Genomic DNA, 20,072 nt, shown 5'->3' on the forward strand with positions numbered 1-20,072 from the left:
GTATAAATGTCATACTAGTAATAAAAAAATAAGTATATAAAATTAAATCTTCAATTATATTAATACTATCAATATACTTTAAATTATAGGCTGTTAGTAAAGCAAGTGATAATATTATAAGTATTTTTTGTAGTTTAGTTTTACTTCTAAAAAAACCCATAAATGATATGAATGAAAATAAGAAAAATAGTGTTGAATATAATAGAACATATGGTTCTTTATAATAATAACACGTCACTGCTAATATAGGGGTAATAATCATAGTTATTAATAACGATTTTACCTCGATTCTCATGATACTCCACCATTATCAATGATTTTGGCATATAAGTATTTTATTATTATTTAGTTAAATTGTTACTTAAATAAAGCGTTTAACCAGCATTTATTTATATAATTATATGAATTAATAAAATAGATTAATAAAATAACTTCATAAATTAGTTATAGTTAATAAATATTTATAGATAATAAAACATATAAATAACTAGATATTTCATTGAGTATTACTTAGCATTACAATTATAATATCATGTATTATGAAGTATATTAATTTTTCAATAGCTATTTATATAACTTCAAACCCATTTATATTATTGTGAGTTATATATCTTGTATTTTAATCTGTTGATTCTAATTTTTTGTTAAAAATTATTAGACAATACAACATTTATTAGCTAATATTCTATTGTATAATACTCATATTAGATAATACTCAATATTATAAACTCATAGATTAATTAAATTTTTATATGTTGTACATAGCTTATATAAGTTGTGTAATTGTATATATTTTCAATATATACTATGAAAATATATATTATGAATATTTTAAGTTATTTTAAATAAAGATTATTTTGATTAAAAAATAATTTAAATAACTAATTTAAATAACTAATTTAAATAACTAATTTAAATAATTAATTTTAATAATTAATTTTTTATAATTTTTAGGTGAAATTATGGCGCAGTATAATGGTAATCAACCAATTTTTATCTTGCCAGAGGATACTCAACGTTTCCTTGGTAGAGATGCTCAAAGAATGAATATTATGGCTGGAAAAATTTTAGCTGAAACTGTAAGAACTACTCTTGGTCCAAAAGGAATGGATAAGATGTTAGTTGATAGTATGGGTGATGTAGTTATTACCAACGATGGTGTAACTATTCTTCGTGAAATGGATATAGCTCACCCTGCTGCTAAAATGCTTGTTGAGATAGCTAAAAATCAGGAAGATGTTGTTGGAGATGGAACTACAACTGCAGTTATTATAGCTGGAGAACTTCTTAAAAAAGCTGAAGAACTTTTAGATGATGGAATCCATGCAACAACTGTTGTAAGAGGTTATAGACAAGCTTTAAACAAAGTTTATGAAATCCTTGAAGATATATCTATCGATTCTAAAGATCAAGATACTCTAATAGATGTAGCTATGACTGCTATGACTGGAAAAGGTTCAGAAAAAGCTAAAAAACCATTAGCTGAACTTATAGTTGAAGCTGTTCTTAAAGTTGAAGAAGATGGTGAAGTTGATAAGAAAAACATTAATATTCAAAGAGTTTCAGGTGCTAGTGTAGATGAATCTGAGATTGTTAATGGTATTCTTGTTGATAAAGGTAAAGCTGATCCTAATATGCCTAAAGAGGTTAAGAATGCTAAAATCGCATTATTAAAATATCCTTTAGAAGTCAAAGACTTAGAAACTGATGCTAAGATTAACCTTACTAGTCCTTCTCAAATGCAAGCTTTCTTAGATAATGAGGAACAGATGATCCGTGAAATGATTGATAAGGTTATTGCTTCTGGAGCTAATGTATTGTTCTGTCAAAAAGGAATCGACGATATGGCATTACACTATCTTTCTCGTGCTGGAATTCTTGCAGTTAAAAGAACTAAAAAGTCTGATATGAATCGTCTTGAAAAAGCTACTGGTGCTAAAATTATTACAAATGTTGATGATTTATCTCAAGATGAGTTAGGTGAAGCAGGAATCGTATATGAGAAGAAAATATTCGACCAAATGATGATTTTTATAGAAGAATCTAAAGATCCTAAAGCTGTTTCAATAATTCTTAGAGGAAGTACTAGGCATGTTACTTCTGAGATAGAAAGAGCATTAGAAGATGCTTTAGGTGTTGTAGCTGCAACCTTAGAAGATGGAAAAGTTGTTATTGGTGGAGGAGCTCCAGAAATAGAGATAGCTCGCCAACTTAAAGAATATGCAGAAACAATTAGTGGAAGAGAACAATTATCTGTTAATTCATTTGCAGAAGCTCTTGAAATTGTTCCAACAACCTTGGCTGAAAATGCAGGATTGGACACTATTGATATTCTTGCAGATTTAAGAGCTGCTCATGAAAAATCTGCTTTCATGGGATTAGATGTCTTTGAAGGTGAAGTTACTGATATGAAAGTCGCTGGTGTAGTTGAACCTCAAAGAGTTAAAAAACAAGCTATCCAATCAGCTGCTGAAGCTACTGAAATGATTTTAAGAATTGATGATCTTATAGCTGCAAGAGGTGCTCTTGAAGCTGTTGATAAGGATGATAATTTAGATGATAGTGGAATGCCTCCTATGGGTGCAATGGGCGGTATGGGTGGCATGCCTCCAATGATGTAATTTATTACATTATTGTCCTCTATTTTATATTTTCATTCTTATTTTTTTCATTTTTCTGTTATTAAATTCATTTTTGGCTTTTAAATTTTATTTATTATTCTATTCTTAAATTGTTCTATTCTTAAATTTTATTTTTAATTATTAAATATGATTTAATATTGATTATTATTTTTTTATTATTACTTTATTTCTAAAATTCTAGTAATAATTTTATAAATATATAAAGAATTTTATTTCTTACTATAAACAATTACCTTGTTCAAATGATTGTTTATGTTATTTTTAAGGAATATTTAAATAACTTAAAAAACATATAAGTATTACTCTAAAATTTATTAGTTAATAAAGAATATATTCTTTATTTAAATTTAAAAATTTAAATCTAAATAAAATTTTTATATTTAGTTAATTTTATATTTAGCTAATTTTTATTTTAACGAATATATATAAATCTTTAATTAATTATTAAATTGTTTAGAGGCGGATTTAGAATTATGGTTATTTAAATTCTTGAATAGATTTAATATTAAATTTTCAAGAGTTTAAATTTGAGGGGTCATAATTAGGGGACGTAAATCTGTTAGATGAAAATTTAATAGATATAAGTGAGGTAATATTATTAATAATTTTTCAAAATCAAAATATGCTAAAATATTTTTATTATTCTTTGTTTTAGTTTTTTTAACATGTGGCTTTAGTTTTGCTAGTGAGTCAACTGATTCTGGATCTAACAATAACCATATTGATGATTTAGTTGATAACATGCAGAATAATCCCCAATCACCATCTCTTCTTGTAAATTCTAATGAAAATTCGGAGGATGGTGTTGATTTAAACAGTTCAGCTAATTCTAGTAATAATTCTAGTAGTTCTAACAATAACAATATTAATAACTCTAATAATTCTTCTTCAAACTCATCAAGTGTTGTTAAAACTTCAACCAGTGTGAATAATAAACCAACTACTCTTTCTCAAAGTAGCATTTTGCTTGCTTCAAACTCGATTTATAAATACATTAATAAAAATGGTAAATTACCTAGTTATGTGACTATTTCGGGTTATAAATACTCTATGAGTGAATTTATGTATATTTTAAGTAAGACTATTACTTATAAGTATAACAAAATTACTTCAAGTATTAAAGTCAAGTATAATGTTAAAAATCCATCTAAGGCATCTGGAAATAATATAAAAGGAACTATATCTTCTAAAACATATTATTCTTATGCAAAGAATATAGTTGCATTTATTGAAAAAAATAATCAAGCTCCAAACTTTGTTACATCTTCGCTTGGTAAAATTCAATATCAAACTGCTATATTTGGTCTTAACAAAGTTTTAAATTATATTTATGTTAAAGGTAAACTTCCATCTTCTTTATCTTTCAATGTTAAGGCTTCTCATAGTATGAATAAATATTTACCAGTTTATAATGGAGGTTCTAGTAGTTCATCTAGTTCATCTAGTTCATCTAGTTCAAATAGTGGTTCTTCTGGATCATCTTCTATTGTAGCTGGAAAATCAACTAAACTTTCTCAAACTGCTATATTCCAAGCTTCAAAGAATGTTAAAAACTATGTGCTTAACTATGGGAAGTTACCTAATTATGTAACTATTTCAGGGTTTAAATTTTCAATTCCTGAATATACTTACTTAGTTTCAAAAGCTATTGCTTATAAATGTTTAAAATATACTAATTCTGTTAATGTTAAATGGGATGTTAAAAATCCTTCTAATCCATCTGGAGTTACTATAAAAAAGACAATTTCAAAGTCTACTTATTATTCTTTAGCTAAAAAGACTTTTCAATATATTGATAGTAATAGTAGGATACCTAATTATATAAGTTCATCTTTTGGTAAGATACAGTATCAAACATTTGTGTATGGTTTTGCAAGGATTGGAGAGTATATTTATACTTATAAAAATGTACCTTCTACTCTTACACTAAGTGTTTCAAAAACTAATGCTTTAAATAAAAATATTCCAAAATATTCTAGAAGTTCTTCAAACTCAAACAATTCACCTTCTTATAATTTGTCTGCAAATAAGAATGCTATATGGGTTCATTCTGGTGATATGAAAAATGTTGATTTAGATTTACTTGGTAAATATGGAATAGGAAATATCTTTATTCATGAAGACATGTTTAATTACCCAACAACAGCTATAGATTGGATTAAAAATGCAACAGCTAAAGGATTTAAGATACACATTTGGTTTACTACATTTTATAATGCTACAAGTAATAAATGGACTAATCCTATAATTGCATCTAGTAAAACTCTTAATCAGGCTTACTTTAATAAAGTAATTTCTAGAGCTAAGTATTATGCTGGTATTAGTGGTGTAGCTGGAATCCATTTAGACTATTTAAGATATCCTGGAACTAGTGGTAACAATGCTTCTATATTCCATTATGATAATGGTAAAAATGGTGCTGATGCTATAACTGAATTTGTAAGGCAACTTTCAGTTGCTGTTAAAGCAATAAATCCTAAAATCATTCTTTCAGCAGCATTGATGCCTGAAAAAAATGATGCAGCTATTTATTATGGTCAAGATGCTCCTAGATTAGGTCAATATTTGGATGTTTTGGTTCCTATGCTTTATGAAGGAAATTATGGTAAAGATAATGCTTGGATTCAATCAACAACTAAATGGTATATAGCTAATTCTGGTGGTGCTGAAGTTTGGGGAGGATTATATGCTTATCATTCAGATGAAGATAAAACTAGGCTTACAGTTGCTGAATTAACAGAAGATTGTAAATCTGTTTTAAATGGTGGAGGAAATGGTATAGTTATCTTTAGATGGGGAATAGCTAATCTATTTAATCTTTTGGGTATTAAATAGTAAGATTCCTCCTTTTTATTTTTTATTATTTTTTTCAGCAGTTACTTAATAATTTTTCTTCCAATAACTTATTCTTATACTTCAATTAGTTTAAATTAATAATTATTTTAAAACTAATAATTTAATTAATGGTTTCTGTAAGAATAATTGAAGTATTCTAAAAATTAGTAATTTATTGATTCTTTAATTAAATGTAGGGAACGGACTTGAAGGGATTTGAACCCTTGATCTTAAGATAATTTTAAGCTATTTTTAGCTATTTTAAGTTTTTATAAAATTTTAAATTTTGGTATGATTTACATTAATCATTGTTTTTTTATAATAAATTCATTAATTTTTTAAGATTTCTCAGATGATATTTAATGGGGTTTAAGGTTTTTTAACTTATTTTAATGGATTTTTGAGGAATTTTGTTTTCTTTTATTAAAAATTTTTATTTTTTTGAGGTCCAAAATCAATATTTATCTATAATGTAATATGTTTTTATTATTTTTTTGGTTTTTTGTATTATATCTTTATTACTTTTGTTTGTTATTGGTATTTATTTTTTTCTTTTTAGTTTTTTTATAAATATTTATAAATGCTAATTGATAATTTATCAATTAGGTTTTATATTGTTCATATTATTTTGGACTTTTAAAAATTATTTATTATAATGGGTTTGTGTTTATATATGTTTAAAAAGTGTTTTTTTATAGGTATTTTATTATTGTGTCTATGTTTTTTTATGAATGGTGTTTCTGCTGAGAGTTTTACTTATGATGAGATGGCGAGTAGTGCTGAGGATGTTTTTAGGTATACTCAAGAGAATTCTAAAGTTCCTAAATCAGTAAAAATTAATGGTAAAACTGCTACTGATGAAAACTATTTGAATATGCTTACTAATACTGTTGTTAAAATTAGTAATGGTAATAAAGCTGGTAGTACTATTCCTAGTCGTAAAGCTCCGAGTAATCCTCAGGGTACTGGTAAAGGAACTCTTACTAAATCTCAGTACATAACTGTTGCCAAGAATATTAATAGTTTTTATTCGAGTAATGGTCAAGCGCCTAATTATGCAAGTAGTGCAGTGGGTAATATTCGTTATGAGTCCCTTATTTATGGATTTTCCAAAGCATTATATGCTTATGAACGTGATGGTACATTACCTTCTGAGATGTCGTTCCCATTAGTAAGTGGAATTTCTTCTTCTGGAATTACAGTTGATACTACTCCTCCTTCTACTTCTAGAAATTTAAATGGTGGTTGGTATAACACAGCTAAAACTGTTACTTTAACAGCTAGTGATAATAAAGATCCTAATCCAAAAATATATTATACTGTAAATGGTGGTTCAACTTATTCTGCTACTAAGTCTGTTGCATTAACTTTTAATTATGGTGATTTTACTTTAAAATATCGTGCAAAAGATAGTAAAGGTAATACTGAAGCTGTTAAAACAGTTAATTATAAATTGACCGTAATCAACCAAGTATTGGATATTCTTATTACAATGGTGTTCTTAATTTAACAGTTGTTGATGATATGGATAGTAATCCTACTTTGTATTATATGGTAGGTAATGGTAATTATATTACTGCTAGTAAGAGTGCTACTATTAGATTAACTGAGGGTCGCCATAGTGTTAGTTTTTATGCTAAAGATGCTGCTGGAAATACGAATCCTGGAACAACATTGAATCTTACTTATGATATTACAGCACCTGTTTATAATGTAAGCTTAGAAGAAGGTTGGTATAACTCAACTAAAACTTTAACTATCAATGCAAGTGATAATTTAGATCCTAATCCTATAATTGCTTATGCTATTAATGGAGGAGGAATATTAAATAAGACTAAATCAATTACACTTAATTTAAATGAAGGAGTAAACCTTATTGAATTTTTGGTTTATGATCAATATGGTAATAATGAAGGATTTCAAAGATTGATATATTATATTGATTTAATTGCACCTATTGTTAATAATAATCTAGAAGAAGGAAATTACAGTTCTTCTAAAACTATTACATTGACTGCTAGTGATAATTTAGATACTTATCCTATGTTATATTATAAGATTAATAATGGTAGTTGGGTGATGAAGGCTAAGTTTGCTCAAATAAAGTTAAACAATGGTGAATATGTTATTGATTATTATGCAGTTGATCGTGCTGGAAATCATGGTCCAATACAAACTATAATTTATAATATTAATAATACAAACAATGAAACAGATGATAATGAAACAGATGATAATTGGACTTATGATGATTATTATTATCCAGATGTGGAATCGAATCTTGTTGATGGTTGGTATAATGAGTCACAAAATTTGACTTTGGAATCTAATAGTGAAAATTTGACTGTTTGGTATAGTATTAATCATGGTGAGTTTATAAATGGTAGTAATATAGTTAATATAACTTTGAATGATGGTTATTATTTTATAAGGTATAAAGGAATAGATAATGGAGGTAATGAAACAACTGTTAAAACTTTATTTGTTGTTGTTGGAAGTCCATCATTACCAGGTAATATCATTAATTATAATACTGGATTATTTTATAATGCAATTCAAGATGCGATTGATGCTGATGAGACTCTTGATTGGCATTTAATTGAAGTTTTAACTGGCACTTACTTTGAAAATGTTGTAATTAATAAAAGTGTTATTTTAGTAAGTTATGGTAAAACAAATATTATTCCAGTTGATACTAATTTACCAACTATAACTTTAAATAAAAATGATATTGTTATTAGTGGATTTAATCTGGTGAATAATTCAAGGTCTTCTGCTATTTTTATTAATGATGTTTCAAACTGTACAATCTTAGAAAATAATTTCACTGAAAATTATAGACATATATCTAATCAGGGAAATAATATTTCTTATGGTAATTGGATTATAGATAATACTTTTAATACTATTGGTCCAGAAGGTAATAGTGGTATTCGTATTTCTAATGCTAGTAATTACTTTATTTATAATAATAATTTCACTTGTCCTTCTACAGAATGGGATTACAGTAGATATTATTATGGTTTTGATTATATTGGTGGTAGATTTGCAGTTACAGATTTAGAATATGTGGATAATTTTTTAATATATGGTAATTATTTCTTTGGATACGCTGATATTGTTGATTTTAGAACTAGTATCCATTGGGGTCATGCTATAAAGGCAGTTTATTCAACAAATTTAACTATTCAAGATAATGTTTTTATAAATCTTAATACAGCTCTTCGTTTACAACAAACTACTAATATTAACATAACTAAAAATAGTTTTAAGGATAATGATGTGGGAGTATTAATAACTAAAAATGCAGTAGAATTTATTTGTGAAAATATTAACTTTAATAGTTTTATAAATAACTATAAAGATTTGTATTTAGGTGGAGGTAGCTATAATGCTACTAATAATTGGTGGGGAACTAATAGTGCTCCTTTAGTAGGCTGGGATGAAAATTATGAAAATATAGATATAGAACTTTTAAGTAATACAACTGTATATGCGGATCCCTGGATTGTAGCTAGTGTTTATCCTAGCTCTTATAAGATTGTAGATGGTAAAGTTTATGAAATGATTATTACTTTGGATATGACTCGTAATAATCTTGGTGAATATATATCTAATTTAGGATATATTCCTGATGGAACTATTGTTGATTTTATTTCTCAATATGGTAATATAACTAATACAGCTATTGTTAAAGATGGAAAGGCTTCAGCAATATTAACTATAGATCAATCAGTTAATAGTAATATGACTGGTGTTATGGCTTTTGTTGATAATCAGATGGTTTATAACTTTTTTGATAATATTCCTTTTTTGGAATTCATGTTATTTTCAACAGCTATTGATCAAGAAACAGGTACTTATCTTAACTTTTCTCATTCTTTACCTATGAATGGTTCTGTAGTTTGGGTTACACTTCTTTGGAGAGAAACAGGCTTATTCACAGCTGCAGTTGATTTAATTTATAATGGAGAAGTGATTTTAACTAAATCTATTATTAACAATGCTTATTCTATGTATAAGAACGATTATCGTGAAGAAGTTTTCAGAGCTATTAAAGATTTAAATCTTTATATCGGATCTGATGCTTATTTGACTTATGGTGATGATTCTTTAACTTCTTCTGAAATAATTGATATTTATTTAAATCATTTGAGGTATAATATTTATGGGCTTTCTGATGAAGAGTATGATTTTGTAGTTAGTAATCATAATTATTTTGTTGATGTAATTTTAAATAGTATTTATTATTATGGTGATGAGCCTCCAAATATAATTATTACTAATCCTGAGACAAGAAAAGATGAAAAGTTAAATCTACCTGGAAACCCTTCTCTTAGAATTGCAAATATATATTATGATAATAATATTTATGAGGGTAATGATACTGGTTTTGAAGGTATGAAGTCTTATGCTGTTGCAATGACTAATATTAGTAGTGAAATTTTGAGTTATTGGGTGTCTCAAAAAGATAGTTTTAATTTTGGTGCTATGAAGGCTGCTTATGGAACTTTTTTAACTGCTTTATTAGTTATCTATGAGCATGATCGTATTGCTGATCAAGCAGCCAATGCTTTTAATGTTAGTTGGAGTCGTACTACTCCAATTATGGTTTCTATGAATAATGAAGTTGAAAAGGCTTATATAACTGGTGAGATGGATCATCATATGGGAATGGATGTTATTGGAGATCCAATAAATATTTATAATTTCCGTATGACTTGTTCTTTTGCTTTTTCATTAGTTGAAGAGTTAGTGGGGCATAATGTTTGGAATAATAGTGAGATAGGATCAGTTAACCTTGGTATTCTTGAAAGTATAGCTTTAGGTGATAAATTAGTGAGTTATTATAGTAATGGTTATTTAGTAGTTTATACAGAAAATAATCCAGATAGTGCTTTGTATATTGATTTAGTTTCTGGTATTGTTCGTGATGCATTTAGTGGTGATATTCTTGGTTATCCTTGTTATTGTGGCCCTATAACTGATGGTGCAGTGGATTATGCTCAAAGAATACTTAGTGGTGGTCAGCCTCTTATTGATTTGGAAAAAATGGGTAATGCATCTATTAATTTTGGTAGTAGTTTTGGTTTGATAATGGGTTCATTAGCTACTTTAGCTGGGGGTGGTTCTTCGGCTATAGTGGGAGTTTTAGCTTCTAATCCAATTACTCTTATTATTGGTGCTGTTATAATACTTCCTATTGTTATTGATGCATGTAGGCCTTTTTTTGCTGATGCTTATGATGTTTTGGGGCTTTATGATTTGGCTGATTATTACAGGAATAATAATGTTTTTGACATGCTGATGGATAAATATAGTATTAATCCTACAATTGACCAGATTCTTGGTTTACCTCCAGGATCAATGGCATCATTAGAAAGCCCAATATTCGTAAACATCATCAGAACAGGAATATTTCTTAAAATAATGAATGATGGGTTAGAATGGAATGATGCTAAAAATCCAAATAAACTTCCAGAAAATATTGGGGGTGGCCCTAAAGGAAACGATACATTGTTTTTGTTAAGGTTACTTAATGCAGCTAAAAATAATTTAGTGAATGGGGGAAACAATATTCTTGAAGGAATTGTGACAAAAAATCCTGCTTTAGTTGCACAAGGTGGTGCAAAAATCATAATTGGGACTGGATTGGGTCAGTTTGGGAGTTTTATTACATTGATGAATGTCATTCCAGAACACACTTGGAATTATCTTGTGAATTATATAAAAAATATGTGAATAGTATTAATGAGGAATTTAAATGTTTTCAGATATTATTTTAAAAAGAAATTCTGAAAAAGCTAGGAAGTATAGGGATTCTGGCGAGTATGATAAGGCGTTAGAGATATATTTAAGATTAATTGGAAAAAATCATGATTTATTAAATAATTATTTTAATATTGGTGTGCTTTTTTCCGATAAACAGGATTTTGATAAAGCTCTTTATTATTTTGATAAAGCTTTGTCTTTAGATACGAATAATATTCATGTTTTGGTTCAAAAAGGATTGGTTTTTTATGGTATGAAAAAATTTGATGATGCATTAAGTGTTTTTAATAAAGTTTTGAAAATTGATCCAGAAAATCAATATGCATTAATGAATAAAGGATTGGTTTTTCTAGAAATATGTAAATTTAATGAGGCTTTAAATTTGTTCGAAAAATGTTTGGATAATGATCCTGAAAATTATTCTTTATGGCTTTTTAAAGCACACGCATTGAATGGTTTAAACCATTTTAAAGAAGCATTGGAATCATTAAACATCTCTTTGAAATTTTATCCGAAAAATATGAGTGCATTATTGAAAAAAGGAATAATTTTGGATAGAGTGGGTTGTTATGATGAGGCTTTGGATGTTTATTATAAATGTTTAAAATTAGATTCGAAGCATGTTGGTGTTCTTAATAATGTTGGTGAGGTTTATTATCATAAAAAGGAATATAATAAAGCTTTAGAGTATTATGATAAAGCATTAACTCTAGAATCAGAAAATGCTATTATATTATTTAATATGGCTAGAGTATCATCTGACTTAAAAAATTATGATGAATCTTTAAAATATTATGATAAAGCTTTAAAATTGAATCCTAATGATGAATATTCTTTAAAAGGTCGTGAAGAAGTTTTAAAAAAGATTAAAAATAATAATTAATTTTTAAGGATGGGAAATATATTTTTCTGTATTATACTAACCTAATATTTATTTTAATTTAACACTATATTATAATTACTTTTTTAGTTGTAATTTTCTTTTAAGGGAGTACTTTTCATTATTATTTTTAAGTATTGGTAAATATTAAGAGATTTTTATTGTTTGGTATATTAGCTAATATTTTCAATGTGAAAATATATTGGATTGACTTGGAGGAATTTGAACCTTTAATCTACGGATTAGAACATCTAATGCTATTTAATTTTAATTTTAATAGTTTTACAGGGTTTTTATCTTTAAGTATTAATTTTTATAAATTTTAAAGTTTTTATTTATTTAAGTCATGTATTATATTATTTTTATATATTTTAACATTATTTTTTTGTTTTAAGTCATAAATTATGAATATTTTAGCTATTTTTTGTTATTTTTGGAGTAATCTTTATTAATAATGTTTTATATACTTTTTAAATGTAAATTAGATGAATAATATGAAGTATTCTTATTAAAAATAAAGATTCTTCTATGTTTATATTTTTATCATAAGAATATATACCTAATAATTTCCATATTATAATTGGATATATTAGCTACTATTAGTATACTTAAAAATACTCTTATTATTCAAGATTTAAACAAATATTAAAATTTTAATAGCTAATTTGCTTGATTTTATTAATATATAGTTATATATTTATTTTAATCAAGAATTTTAGCTAGTAGGCGGTATAAATATTTTTGGTTTGAAATTTAATAGTGATAATTTAATAAATTTTAAAAATATGTATAAAAATACTTCTAGTTTTTTATTAAGAAGTTCTGATGTTAAAAATAAATCTTTTAGCTTAAATAATATCTTTAAGATTTTTTTAGTTTCTTTTCTGATTTTAGCTCTCTTTTTATCATTAAATTCAGTATTTAATTCAGAAAATCATGATGATTTTGATTTTTCTCAAGGAATTATTGATCTTAAAAATAATCATTTTAAAAATAGTCCTTTTATTGTAGATAGTGAAATTATTGGAGATAATAAAGTATTAAATACAAGTAATGAAAATTCTCATTCAAAAGGTGTTAATACAGTTCATGCTGCTTCTAAAGTCTCTCCAAGTTCTAAGGCAAAACTTAGTTCTTTAGGGTCTCCTAAAACAGTTTCTCAAAAAGGTGTTCTAAAATCATCTAAAAATCTTAAGAATTATGTTTCAAAAAATAAGAAATTACCTAAATATGTAACTGTTGAAGGATATAGATACTCTGTTCCAGAGTTTACTTATTTAATGACAAAAACAGTTGAATATCAAAAGAAAAAGGTTAATTCTCGTGTTACTGTAAAATATAATGTTAAAAACCCAACGAAACCTTCTGGTAAGACTATTAAATCTAAAATTTCTTTATCAAATTACTATAAATATAGTTTAAAGACAAGTAACTATATCAATAAGTATAAAAAAGTTCCAAATTATATTACTACTAATAAAGGTAGTAAAATCCAGTATCAGACAGCTGTTTATATGTTTTCATCGATCTTAAGATATGATTATTATTATAAAAAGCTTCCTAAATCTGTAAATATAAAGATTAGTAGCTCTAATAAAATAAATAAATATATTCCTAATTATGTTAGAAACTCTAAAACAAAAAGTGTTCCTAATAAAAATGCTATTTGGATACAAAGTAGGGATTTTTATAATGTTAATTTAAATAAGTTAGCTGAGTCAGGAATAGGTAATGTTTTCTTACATGAAGTAGCTATATCTCAATATGGAAAATCAACTGTTATTAACTGGGCTAAAAATGCAGCTAGTAAAGGAATAAAGACTCATTTATGGATTCAATGTTTTTATGCAAATGGTAAATGGATAAATCCTGTTGACACTAGTAAAAAAACTTATAATACTGCTCAATTTAATAAGATTTTATCTAAAATAAAAACTTACTCTCGCATGGATTATATTGGAGGAATACATTTAGATTATCTTAGATATCCTGGAAATGCTTATAAATATAATTATTCTAATGGAGTTACTGGTGAAAAGGCCATTACTAAATTTGTAAGTCAAGCTAAAACACAAGTTAATAAATATAATCCAAACATTCTTCTTTCAGCGGCTGTAATGCCTGAAACTTCATCTAATGCTTATTATTATGGTCAAAACATTCCTAAAATGGGCAAATATTTGGATATTATAACTCCAATGATTTATAAGGGTAATTATGACAAGCCTAGCAGTTGGATAACTTCTACTACTAAATGGTTTGTTAAAAATTCTGGTGGAGCTCGTATTTGGAGTGGTTTACAGACTTATGTAAGTGATAATAACATTAATCCGTTATCTATTAATGCATTATCTAAAGATTCTAAAGCTTCTTTAAGTGGTGGAGCTGATGGAATAGGATTATTTAGATGGGGTTTAACAAAGTTTTTTAATTTTTTAAGTGTGTATTAGACTTTTATACTAAATTAAAATTTTTATTTTTAATTTTTCAGTTTTTTACTACTTTTTAACTTTTATTTTCACTTGTTTTATAGTTATTTTTTATTTACTTCTTATTTTTTGTTTATTTATTTTGGAATATTTATCAACAGAAAAATCTAATTATCATGATTAATCATCATAAAATTTATATATTCTATAATGACATATTATAGATATAATATAAATAAAATTAAATTTTGAAGATTAAAAAATTTTAAGGATTAAAAATAAATATTAATATTTAATTTAATATTCAAATTAATATTTTAAATTAATATTAAATCAATATTAAAATTAATATTTAAATTAGTATTAAAATTAGTATTAAAATTAATATTAAAATTAGTATTTATGATTAGCTTATAAAAACTAAATTTTAATATTTCAATATGAATATTGCAATCTAACTATACAATATTTAAGATATGAATCCTTAAAAAATCTTTGATTAAAATTTCTATAAAAATTATATCTAAAATTAAGATAATATATAATCTTTATAGTCTTTACATAATCTCTGGAGTTGATTAAATGGATAAAACTGAAAAAAGTACTGATCAGCAAAAATTAGCTAATCATAATGGAGATCAAGTTGTTTCACCGAATAATAAAGTAATAGAAAGAGCTATTGTAAAAGATTGGGATAGAGAAATTCAAAAAGGAGAAGACATCGAGAAATACTGGGCAATGGAAGCAGAACAATTGGACTGGTTTAAAAAATGGGATGAAGTTCTCGATGAAAGTGAAAAACCGTATTATAAATGGTTTGTTGGAGGTAAAATAAACCTCGCTTACAATGCTATTGATAGATGGATTAAAACAGAAAAAAGAAATAAAATAGCTATTCTCTATACAAATGAACGTGGGGACGAAATTAAGCTAACTTACTATGAACTTTATCGTGAAATAAATAAAATGGCTAATGCTCTTCTTAATTTAGGAATTAAAAAAGGAGATACTGTCTCAATGTATCTTCCAATGTGTCCAGAACTAGTTATATCTATGTTAGCTTGTACAAAAATTGGTGCAGTTCACAGTGCTATTTATTCAGGACTCTCATCAGTAGCAGTAGTTGAAAGAATCAATGATATTAAATCTAAAGTTGTGATAACTGCTGATGGAACATATAGGCGTGGAAAAATCATTAACCTCAAATCTGTTATTGACGAAGCTATGTTACAATGTCCAACTGTTCAAACAGTAGTACTTGTAAACCATACTGGCCGATATAATGATGTAGCAGACCTTAGGGGAAATGAAATATTTTATGAACGTTTAATTGAAGGTGAAGGTGATTCTTGCTACAATGAAGTAATGGATGCTGAAGATCCTTTATTTATTCTCTATACTTCTGGAAGTACTGGAAAACCAAAGGGAGTTTTACATACTACTGGTGGGTATATGGTTGGAATAGCTACTACACTTCGAAATGTCTTTGATATTCATGATAATGATCTTTGGTGGTCAACTGGAGATGCTGGTTGGATTACTGGCCATAGCTATACTATTTATGCTCCACTACTTTTAGGTTCAACTACATTAATTTATGAAGGAGCTCCAGACTTCCCAGATCCTGGTGTATGGTGGAAAATTGTTGAAAAATATGGTGTTACTAAATTCTATACTGCACCTACAGCTATCAGACATTTAATGCGATTTGGTAAAAAATACACTAAACTTTATAATCTTGATTCATTAAAGATTCTTGGAAGTGTTGGTGAACCAATAAACTATGAAGCATGGAAATGGATGTATGAAGAGATTGGAAAATGCAGAACTCCTATTATGGATACTTGGTGGCAAACAGAAACTGGTATGCATATGATTGCTCCAATGCCAGTAGCTGATTTAAAACCAGGTTCAGCTACAAAACCTCTGCCTGGTGTTAATATAGCTATTGTAGATGAAGAAGGTGCCGAAGTTAAAAAAGGTAAGAAAGGTTATTTAGTTATTACAAAACCATGGCCTTCAATGTTTAGATCTCTTTATAATGATGAAGAGAGATTTGAGGAAGTTTACTGGAATCATTTCCCAGATGGATATTATAAAACTGGTGATATGGCTCGTATGGATGAAGATGGCTATATTTGGATTGAAGGAAGATCTGATGATGTTTTAAAGATTGCTGGTCATAGAGTAGGGGCTGTTGAAGTTGAAAGTGCTTTTAATAGTCATCCTTCTGTTAATGAAACAGCTGTTATTGGTAAAGAGGATCCTGTTAAGGGACAGCTTATTAAAGCATTTTTAATTCTTAATAATGGCTATGATTTAGATTTACCATTTAAAGATGGTTCTAATACTATGTTAAGAGAAGAATTAAAACGTCATGTTAGACATTCTCTTGGCCCAGTAGCTGTTCTTGGTGAAATGGTATCTGTAGATAGTCTTCCAAAAACAAAAAGTGGAAAAATAATGAGAAGAATTCTTAAAGCTAAAGAAGCTGGTGAAGACCTAGGTGATACTTCTACATTAGATGATTTATAAAAAACAGATTAATAGGTAATATTTTTTTGTTTAATATTTTTAAATTATTTTTTATTAAAATTTTCAGGGAGATTTAATTTTTTCTCTTTTTTTATTTTTCTTTTTTATTTCTTGATTTCCTTATATATTCTCTAAATTTTTCATTTAGTTATATTTAATTAATTTACTTGTATTAATTATATATAGTAACTTTTTTGCAAGATTATAAAGGTTATATAATTATTACATGCTAATTTTAGGCAAACCAAAACTTTTTATATTAGTAATATCATAAATATATTATCAAATATATTAAATAATTTTAGATTAACAAGATTAAAAAATTAAATAATTAAATAAATTAACTAAATTATTTTTAAAAATATCAGGAATATTTTTAATAATAAAGTTGAAATTAATCAATATTATAAATTACTAAAGATTAATAAATATTAAAAATTAATAAAAATTACTAAAATTATTATATTATTTAACATTAATTCATATATTCGGTGATTTTCATGTCAAATAAAGAGCTTAGTGAGAATATAGAGGAATATTTAGAAGTTTTATATAAATATGGAGATAAAGAAACCTATGTTTCAACAACAAAAATTTCTAAAATGTTAGAGATAGCTCCTGGTAGTGTTACTCAGATGCTAAAAAAATTAGAAGATTTAGGTTATATTAACTATATTCCATATAAAGGTGCTAACTTATCAGATAAAGGATTTAAAGTAGCTCAAAAAATCACAAGAAAACATAGAATACTTGAAAAATTCCTCACTGATGTATTAAAAGTAAAACCTGAAAATGTCCATATACAAGCTTGTGATATGGAACATTCATTGTCAGATGAAGCTGAAAGAGCAATGTGTCACATATTAGAACACCCTGATTTTTGTCCAGATGAAAAACCAATTCCTCCATGTGATTTTGATTTTAGCTCTTGTCAAGATTGTGTAAATGAAGAAAAAGACATTGAAGAAATTGGTGTGAGAAAGTCTAATTTAATTTCAATTGTAGATCTTTATACTAATGAAAAAGCTGAAGTTTCATTTATTAGAGGCAATTCTGATGTTTTAAAGAAGCTAATGTCATTAGGTATAGCTATTGGAACTCAAGTCAAACTCAATGAAATAGATGAAAATAAATCTTCTTTGAATATTTCTGTTAATGGAACAGACATAAATCTTCCAGGAAATATAGCTAATAATATCTTTGTAAGTATTTTATAAATTTAATTTTTTTATAGATTTAATTTTTTCATTTTTATTTTTAGTAATCTTTTTTTAAATTTCATTCTTTAATTTATTTATTAGTTCTTTATAATATTCTGTCTGTATTAGCTATTTATTTTAATATAATTTATAAATAGATTAACTAAAACTGAAAAAGTGATTAAGGGACTTTTAAATATAACTAATAAATAAGATCTGTTGAAGGTGAAAGTCTTGGTCTAAACAAGGAAAAATTAGGTTTATTATGCTTTAACAAAGCCAAAGGTTGTTAGAGATTTTTATGAAAATGATACTCTTATTGTAATGACTCGTGAGTTAACAGAATCTCCTAATAAAAATAGAACTATTGATTAGGAGAAAAAAGGGGCATGAGTGAAAATAAGGACAATAGGGAGGATATTAATTAAAAAAATGTAATTATTCTCCTGACGAATCTCCTTCTGCAATTTAAATTGTCATCCAACAATGTGAAAAATAGGCTTATCATGATTTTAAATCATATTAAAGTTTTTTAAAATATTACTTTTCAAATGCTTTATTGGTGAAATCTAATTAGTTATTATTAATAGAATTTTTAGTATGTAATAAAATTTAATGAAGAAATAATCTGTTTAATTTTTTAAAAAAGATTAGTTATTTATAGGGTTGGAAAAATGACAAATACAAATATAAATAAATTTCATCAAGAAGATTTTACTAATATTCTAAAAATGATTAAAAAATCTCAAATATCTGCTTTAAAAAGTGTTAATACTGAGTTAATAGACCTTTATTGGAATATAGGTAAATTTATCCATCAACGTGTAGAGAAATCAAATTGGGGACAATCTGTTGTAAAACAATTAGCAGATTATCTGAAAAAAGCTGATCCAAGCTTGAAAGGGTTTTCAAGACAGAATCTATGGAGAATGAAACAATTTTATGAAACTTATAAAGACCACCAAAAACTCTCAGCACTGCTGAGAGAAATTACATGGACAAATAATGTAGCTATTTTTTCTCGATGTAAAACTATTGATGAACGAGAATTTTATATATATCAAAGCAAAAAGGAAAAATGGAGTTCTAGAGAACTTGATAGACAAATTTCATCAAGTTTATATGAAAGAATGATGATTTCTAATAATAAAATTTCTTCAAAATTAAAAGAAGTTTATCCTAAATCAGCGAGTTATTTTAAAGATGATTATGTTTTTGAATTCCTTGATTTAGAAGATCATTCAGAAAATCAACTTCAGAAAGCATTAATTAAAAATTTAAAAAAATTTATTCTTGAACTAGGCCGTGATTTCTTATTTGTAGGAAAAGAGTACAGAATTCAAGTGGGGAATAATGATTTTTATATAGATTTACTTTTTTTCAATAGAGAATTGCAATGTTTAGTAGCTTTTGAATTAAAAACAGATAAATTTAAACCAGAACATTTAGGACAATTGAATTTTTATTTAGAAGCTTTAGATAGAGATGTTAAAAAAGAACAAGAAAATCCCAGTATAGGTATATTATTATGTAGAGATAAAGATGATACTGTTGTAGAATATGCAATAAGTAGAAGCCTTTCTCCATCTATGGTGTCCCAATATCGAACAAAGTTACCTGATAAGAAATTATTAAAGGAAAAATTAAATCAGATCTTATGATTCTTAAAATTCTAAAAGATAAAAATTAACAAAAAATAAAAGTTTTAAAACAAAAATATTGAAAAATATTAAATTGGTTCTTAAATTATATTCTAATTCCATTTTCAGAATTATTAGAT

General features: G+C 26.2%; 9 protein-coding genes. All 9 read left to right on the top strand.

Translation table 11 applies throughout. The features are described from left to right. The first annotated feature begins 962 nt into the window (after nucleotides 1-962). The 9 genes from thsA to MarbSA_RS09790 all read left to right on the top strand — a co-directional run bounded on the left by thsA (nucleotide 963) and on the right by MarbSA_RS09790 (nucleotide 19,953). Complete coding sequence (thsA, locus tag MarbSA_RS09750) at nucleotides 963-2,621, top strand: thermosome subunit alpha (protein WP_054835204.1); 1,659 nt, start codon at nucleotides 963-965, stop codon at nucleotides 2,619-2,621. A gap of 762 nt (nucleotides 2,622-3,383) precedes the next feature. Then, nucleotides 3,384-5,477, top strand: coding sequence for a putative glycoside hydrolase (locus tag MarbSA_RS09755; protein ID WP_221061524.1), 2,094 nt, complete (start codon nucleotides 3,384-3,386; stop codon nucleotides 5,475-5,477). A 709-nt stretch (nucleotides 5,478-6,186) separates the two neighbouring features. Continuing rightward, nucleotides 6,187-6,987: a pseudomurein-binding repeat-containing protein gene (locus MarbSA_RS09760; RefSeq protein ID WP_221061525.1), complete on the top strand. Its 801-nt coding sequence runs from the start codon at nucleotides 6,187-6,189 to the stop codon at nucleotides 6,985-6,987. Nucleotides 6,988-7,001: 14 nt separating this feature from the next. Next, on the top strand, nucleotides 7,002-11,219 hold the full coding sequence (locus MarbSA_RS09765; protein WP_221061526.1) for a right-handed parallel beta-helix repeat-containing protein: 4,218 nt from the start codon (nucleotides 7,002-7,004) through the stop codon (nucleotides 11,217-11,219). A 22-nt stretch (nucleotides 11,220-11,241) separates the two neighbouring features. Beyond that, nucleotides 11,242-12,132, top strand: coding sequence for a tetratricopeptide repeat protein (locus MarbSA_RS09770; protein ID WP_221061527.1), 891 nt, complete (start codon nucleotides 11,242-11,244; stop codon nucleotides 12,130-12,132). 782 nt (nucleotides 12,133-12,914) lie between these two features. Then, on the top strand, nucleotides 12,915-14,579 hold the full coding sequence (locus MarbSA_RS09775) for a putative glycoside hydrolase (RefSeq protein ID WP_221061528.1): 1,665 nt from the start codon (nucleotides 12,915-12,917) through the stop codon (nucleotides 14,577-14,579). Between the two features lie 561 nt (nucleotides 14,580-15,140). Then, nucleotides 15,141-17,093: an acetate--CoA ligase gene (gene acs / locus MarbSA_RS09780; RefSeq protein WP_054834971.1), complete on the top strand. Its 1,953-nt coding sequence runs from the start codon at nucleotides 15,141-15,143 to the stop codon at nucleotides 17,091-17,093. 500 nt (nucleotides 17,094-17,593) lie between these two features. Then, a complete protein-coding gene (locus MarbSA_RS09785) occupies nucleotides 17,594-18,310 on the top strand; it encodes a metal-dependent transcriptional regulator (protein ID WP_054834970.1) in 717 nt (238 codons plus the stop codon). A gap of 656 nt (nucleotides 18,311-18,966) precedes the next feature. Further along, on the top strand, nucleotides 18,967-19,953 hold the full coding sequence (locus MarbSA_RS09790) for a PDDEXK nuclease domain-containing protein (RefSeq protein WP_221061529.1): 987 nt from the start codon (nucleotides 18,967-18,969) through the stop codon (nucleotides 19,951-19,953). The last annotated feature ends 119 nt before the right edge of the window (nucleotides 19,954-20,072 follow it).

The sequence above is a fragment of the Methanobrevibacter arboriphilus genome (assembly GCF_019669925.1).
GTDB classification, from domain to species: domain Archaea; phylum Methanobacteriota; class Methanobacteria; order Methanobacteriales; family Methanobacteriaceae; genus Methanobinarius; species Methanobinarius arboriphilus_A.

What these genes read in the sequence shown, in the direction of transcription:
- MarbSA_RS09790 (WP_221061529.1), top strand. Translation starts at nt 18,967, where the DNA reads ATGACAAATACAAATATAAATAAATTTCATCAAGAAGATTTTACTAAT.
- MarbSA_RS09785 (WP_054834970.1), top strand. Translation starts at nt 17,594, where the DNA reads ATGTCAAATAAAGAGCTTAGTGAGAATATAGAGGAATATTTAGAAGTT.
- MarbSA_RS09765 (WP_221061526.1), top strand. Translation starts at nt 7,002, where the DNA reads ATGGATAGTAATCCTACTTTGTATTATATGGTAGGTAATGGTAATTAT.
- MarbSA_RS09770 (WP_221061527.1), top strand. Translation starts at nt 11,242, where the DNA reads ATGTTTTCAGATATTATTTTAAAAAGAAATTCTGAAAAAGCTAGGAAG.
- MarbSA_RS09775 (WP_221061528.1), top strand. Translation starts at nt 12,915, where the DNA reads ATGTATAAAAATACTTCTAGTTTTTTATTAAGAAGTTCTGATGTTAAA.
- acs (WP_054834971.1), top strand. Translation starts at nt 15,141, where the DNA reads ATGGATAAAACTGAAAAAAGTACTGATCAGCAAAAATTAGCTAATCAT.
- MarbSA_RS09755 (WP_221061524.1), top strand. Translation starts at nt 3,384, where the DNA reads ATGCAGAATAATCCCCAATCACCATCTCTTCTTGTAAATTCTAATGAA.
- thsA (WP_054835204.1), top strand. Translation starts at nt 963, where the DNA reads ATGGCGCAGTATAATGGTAATCAACCAATTTTTATCTTGCCAGAGGAT.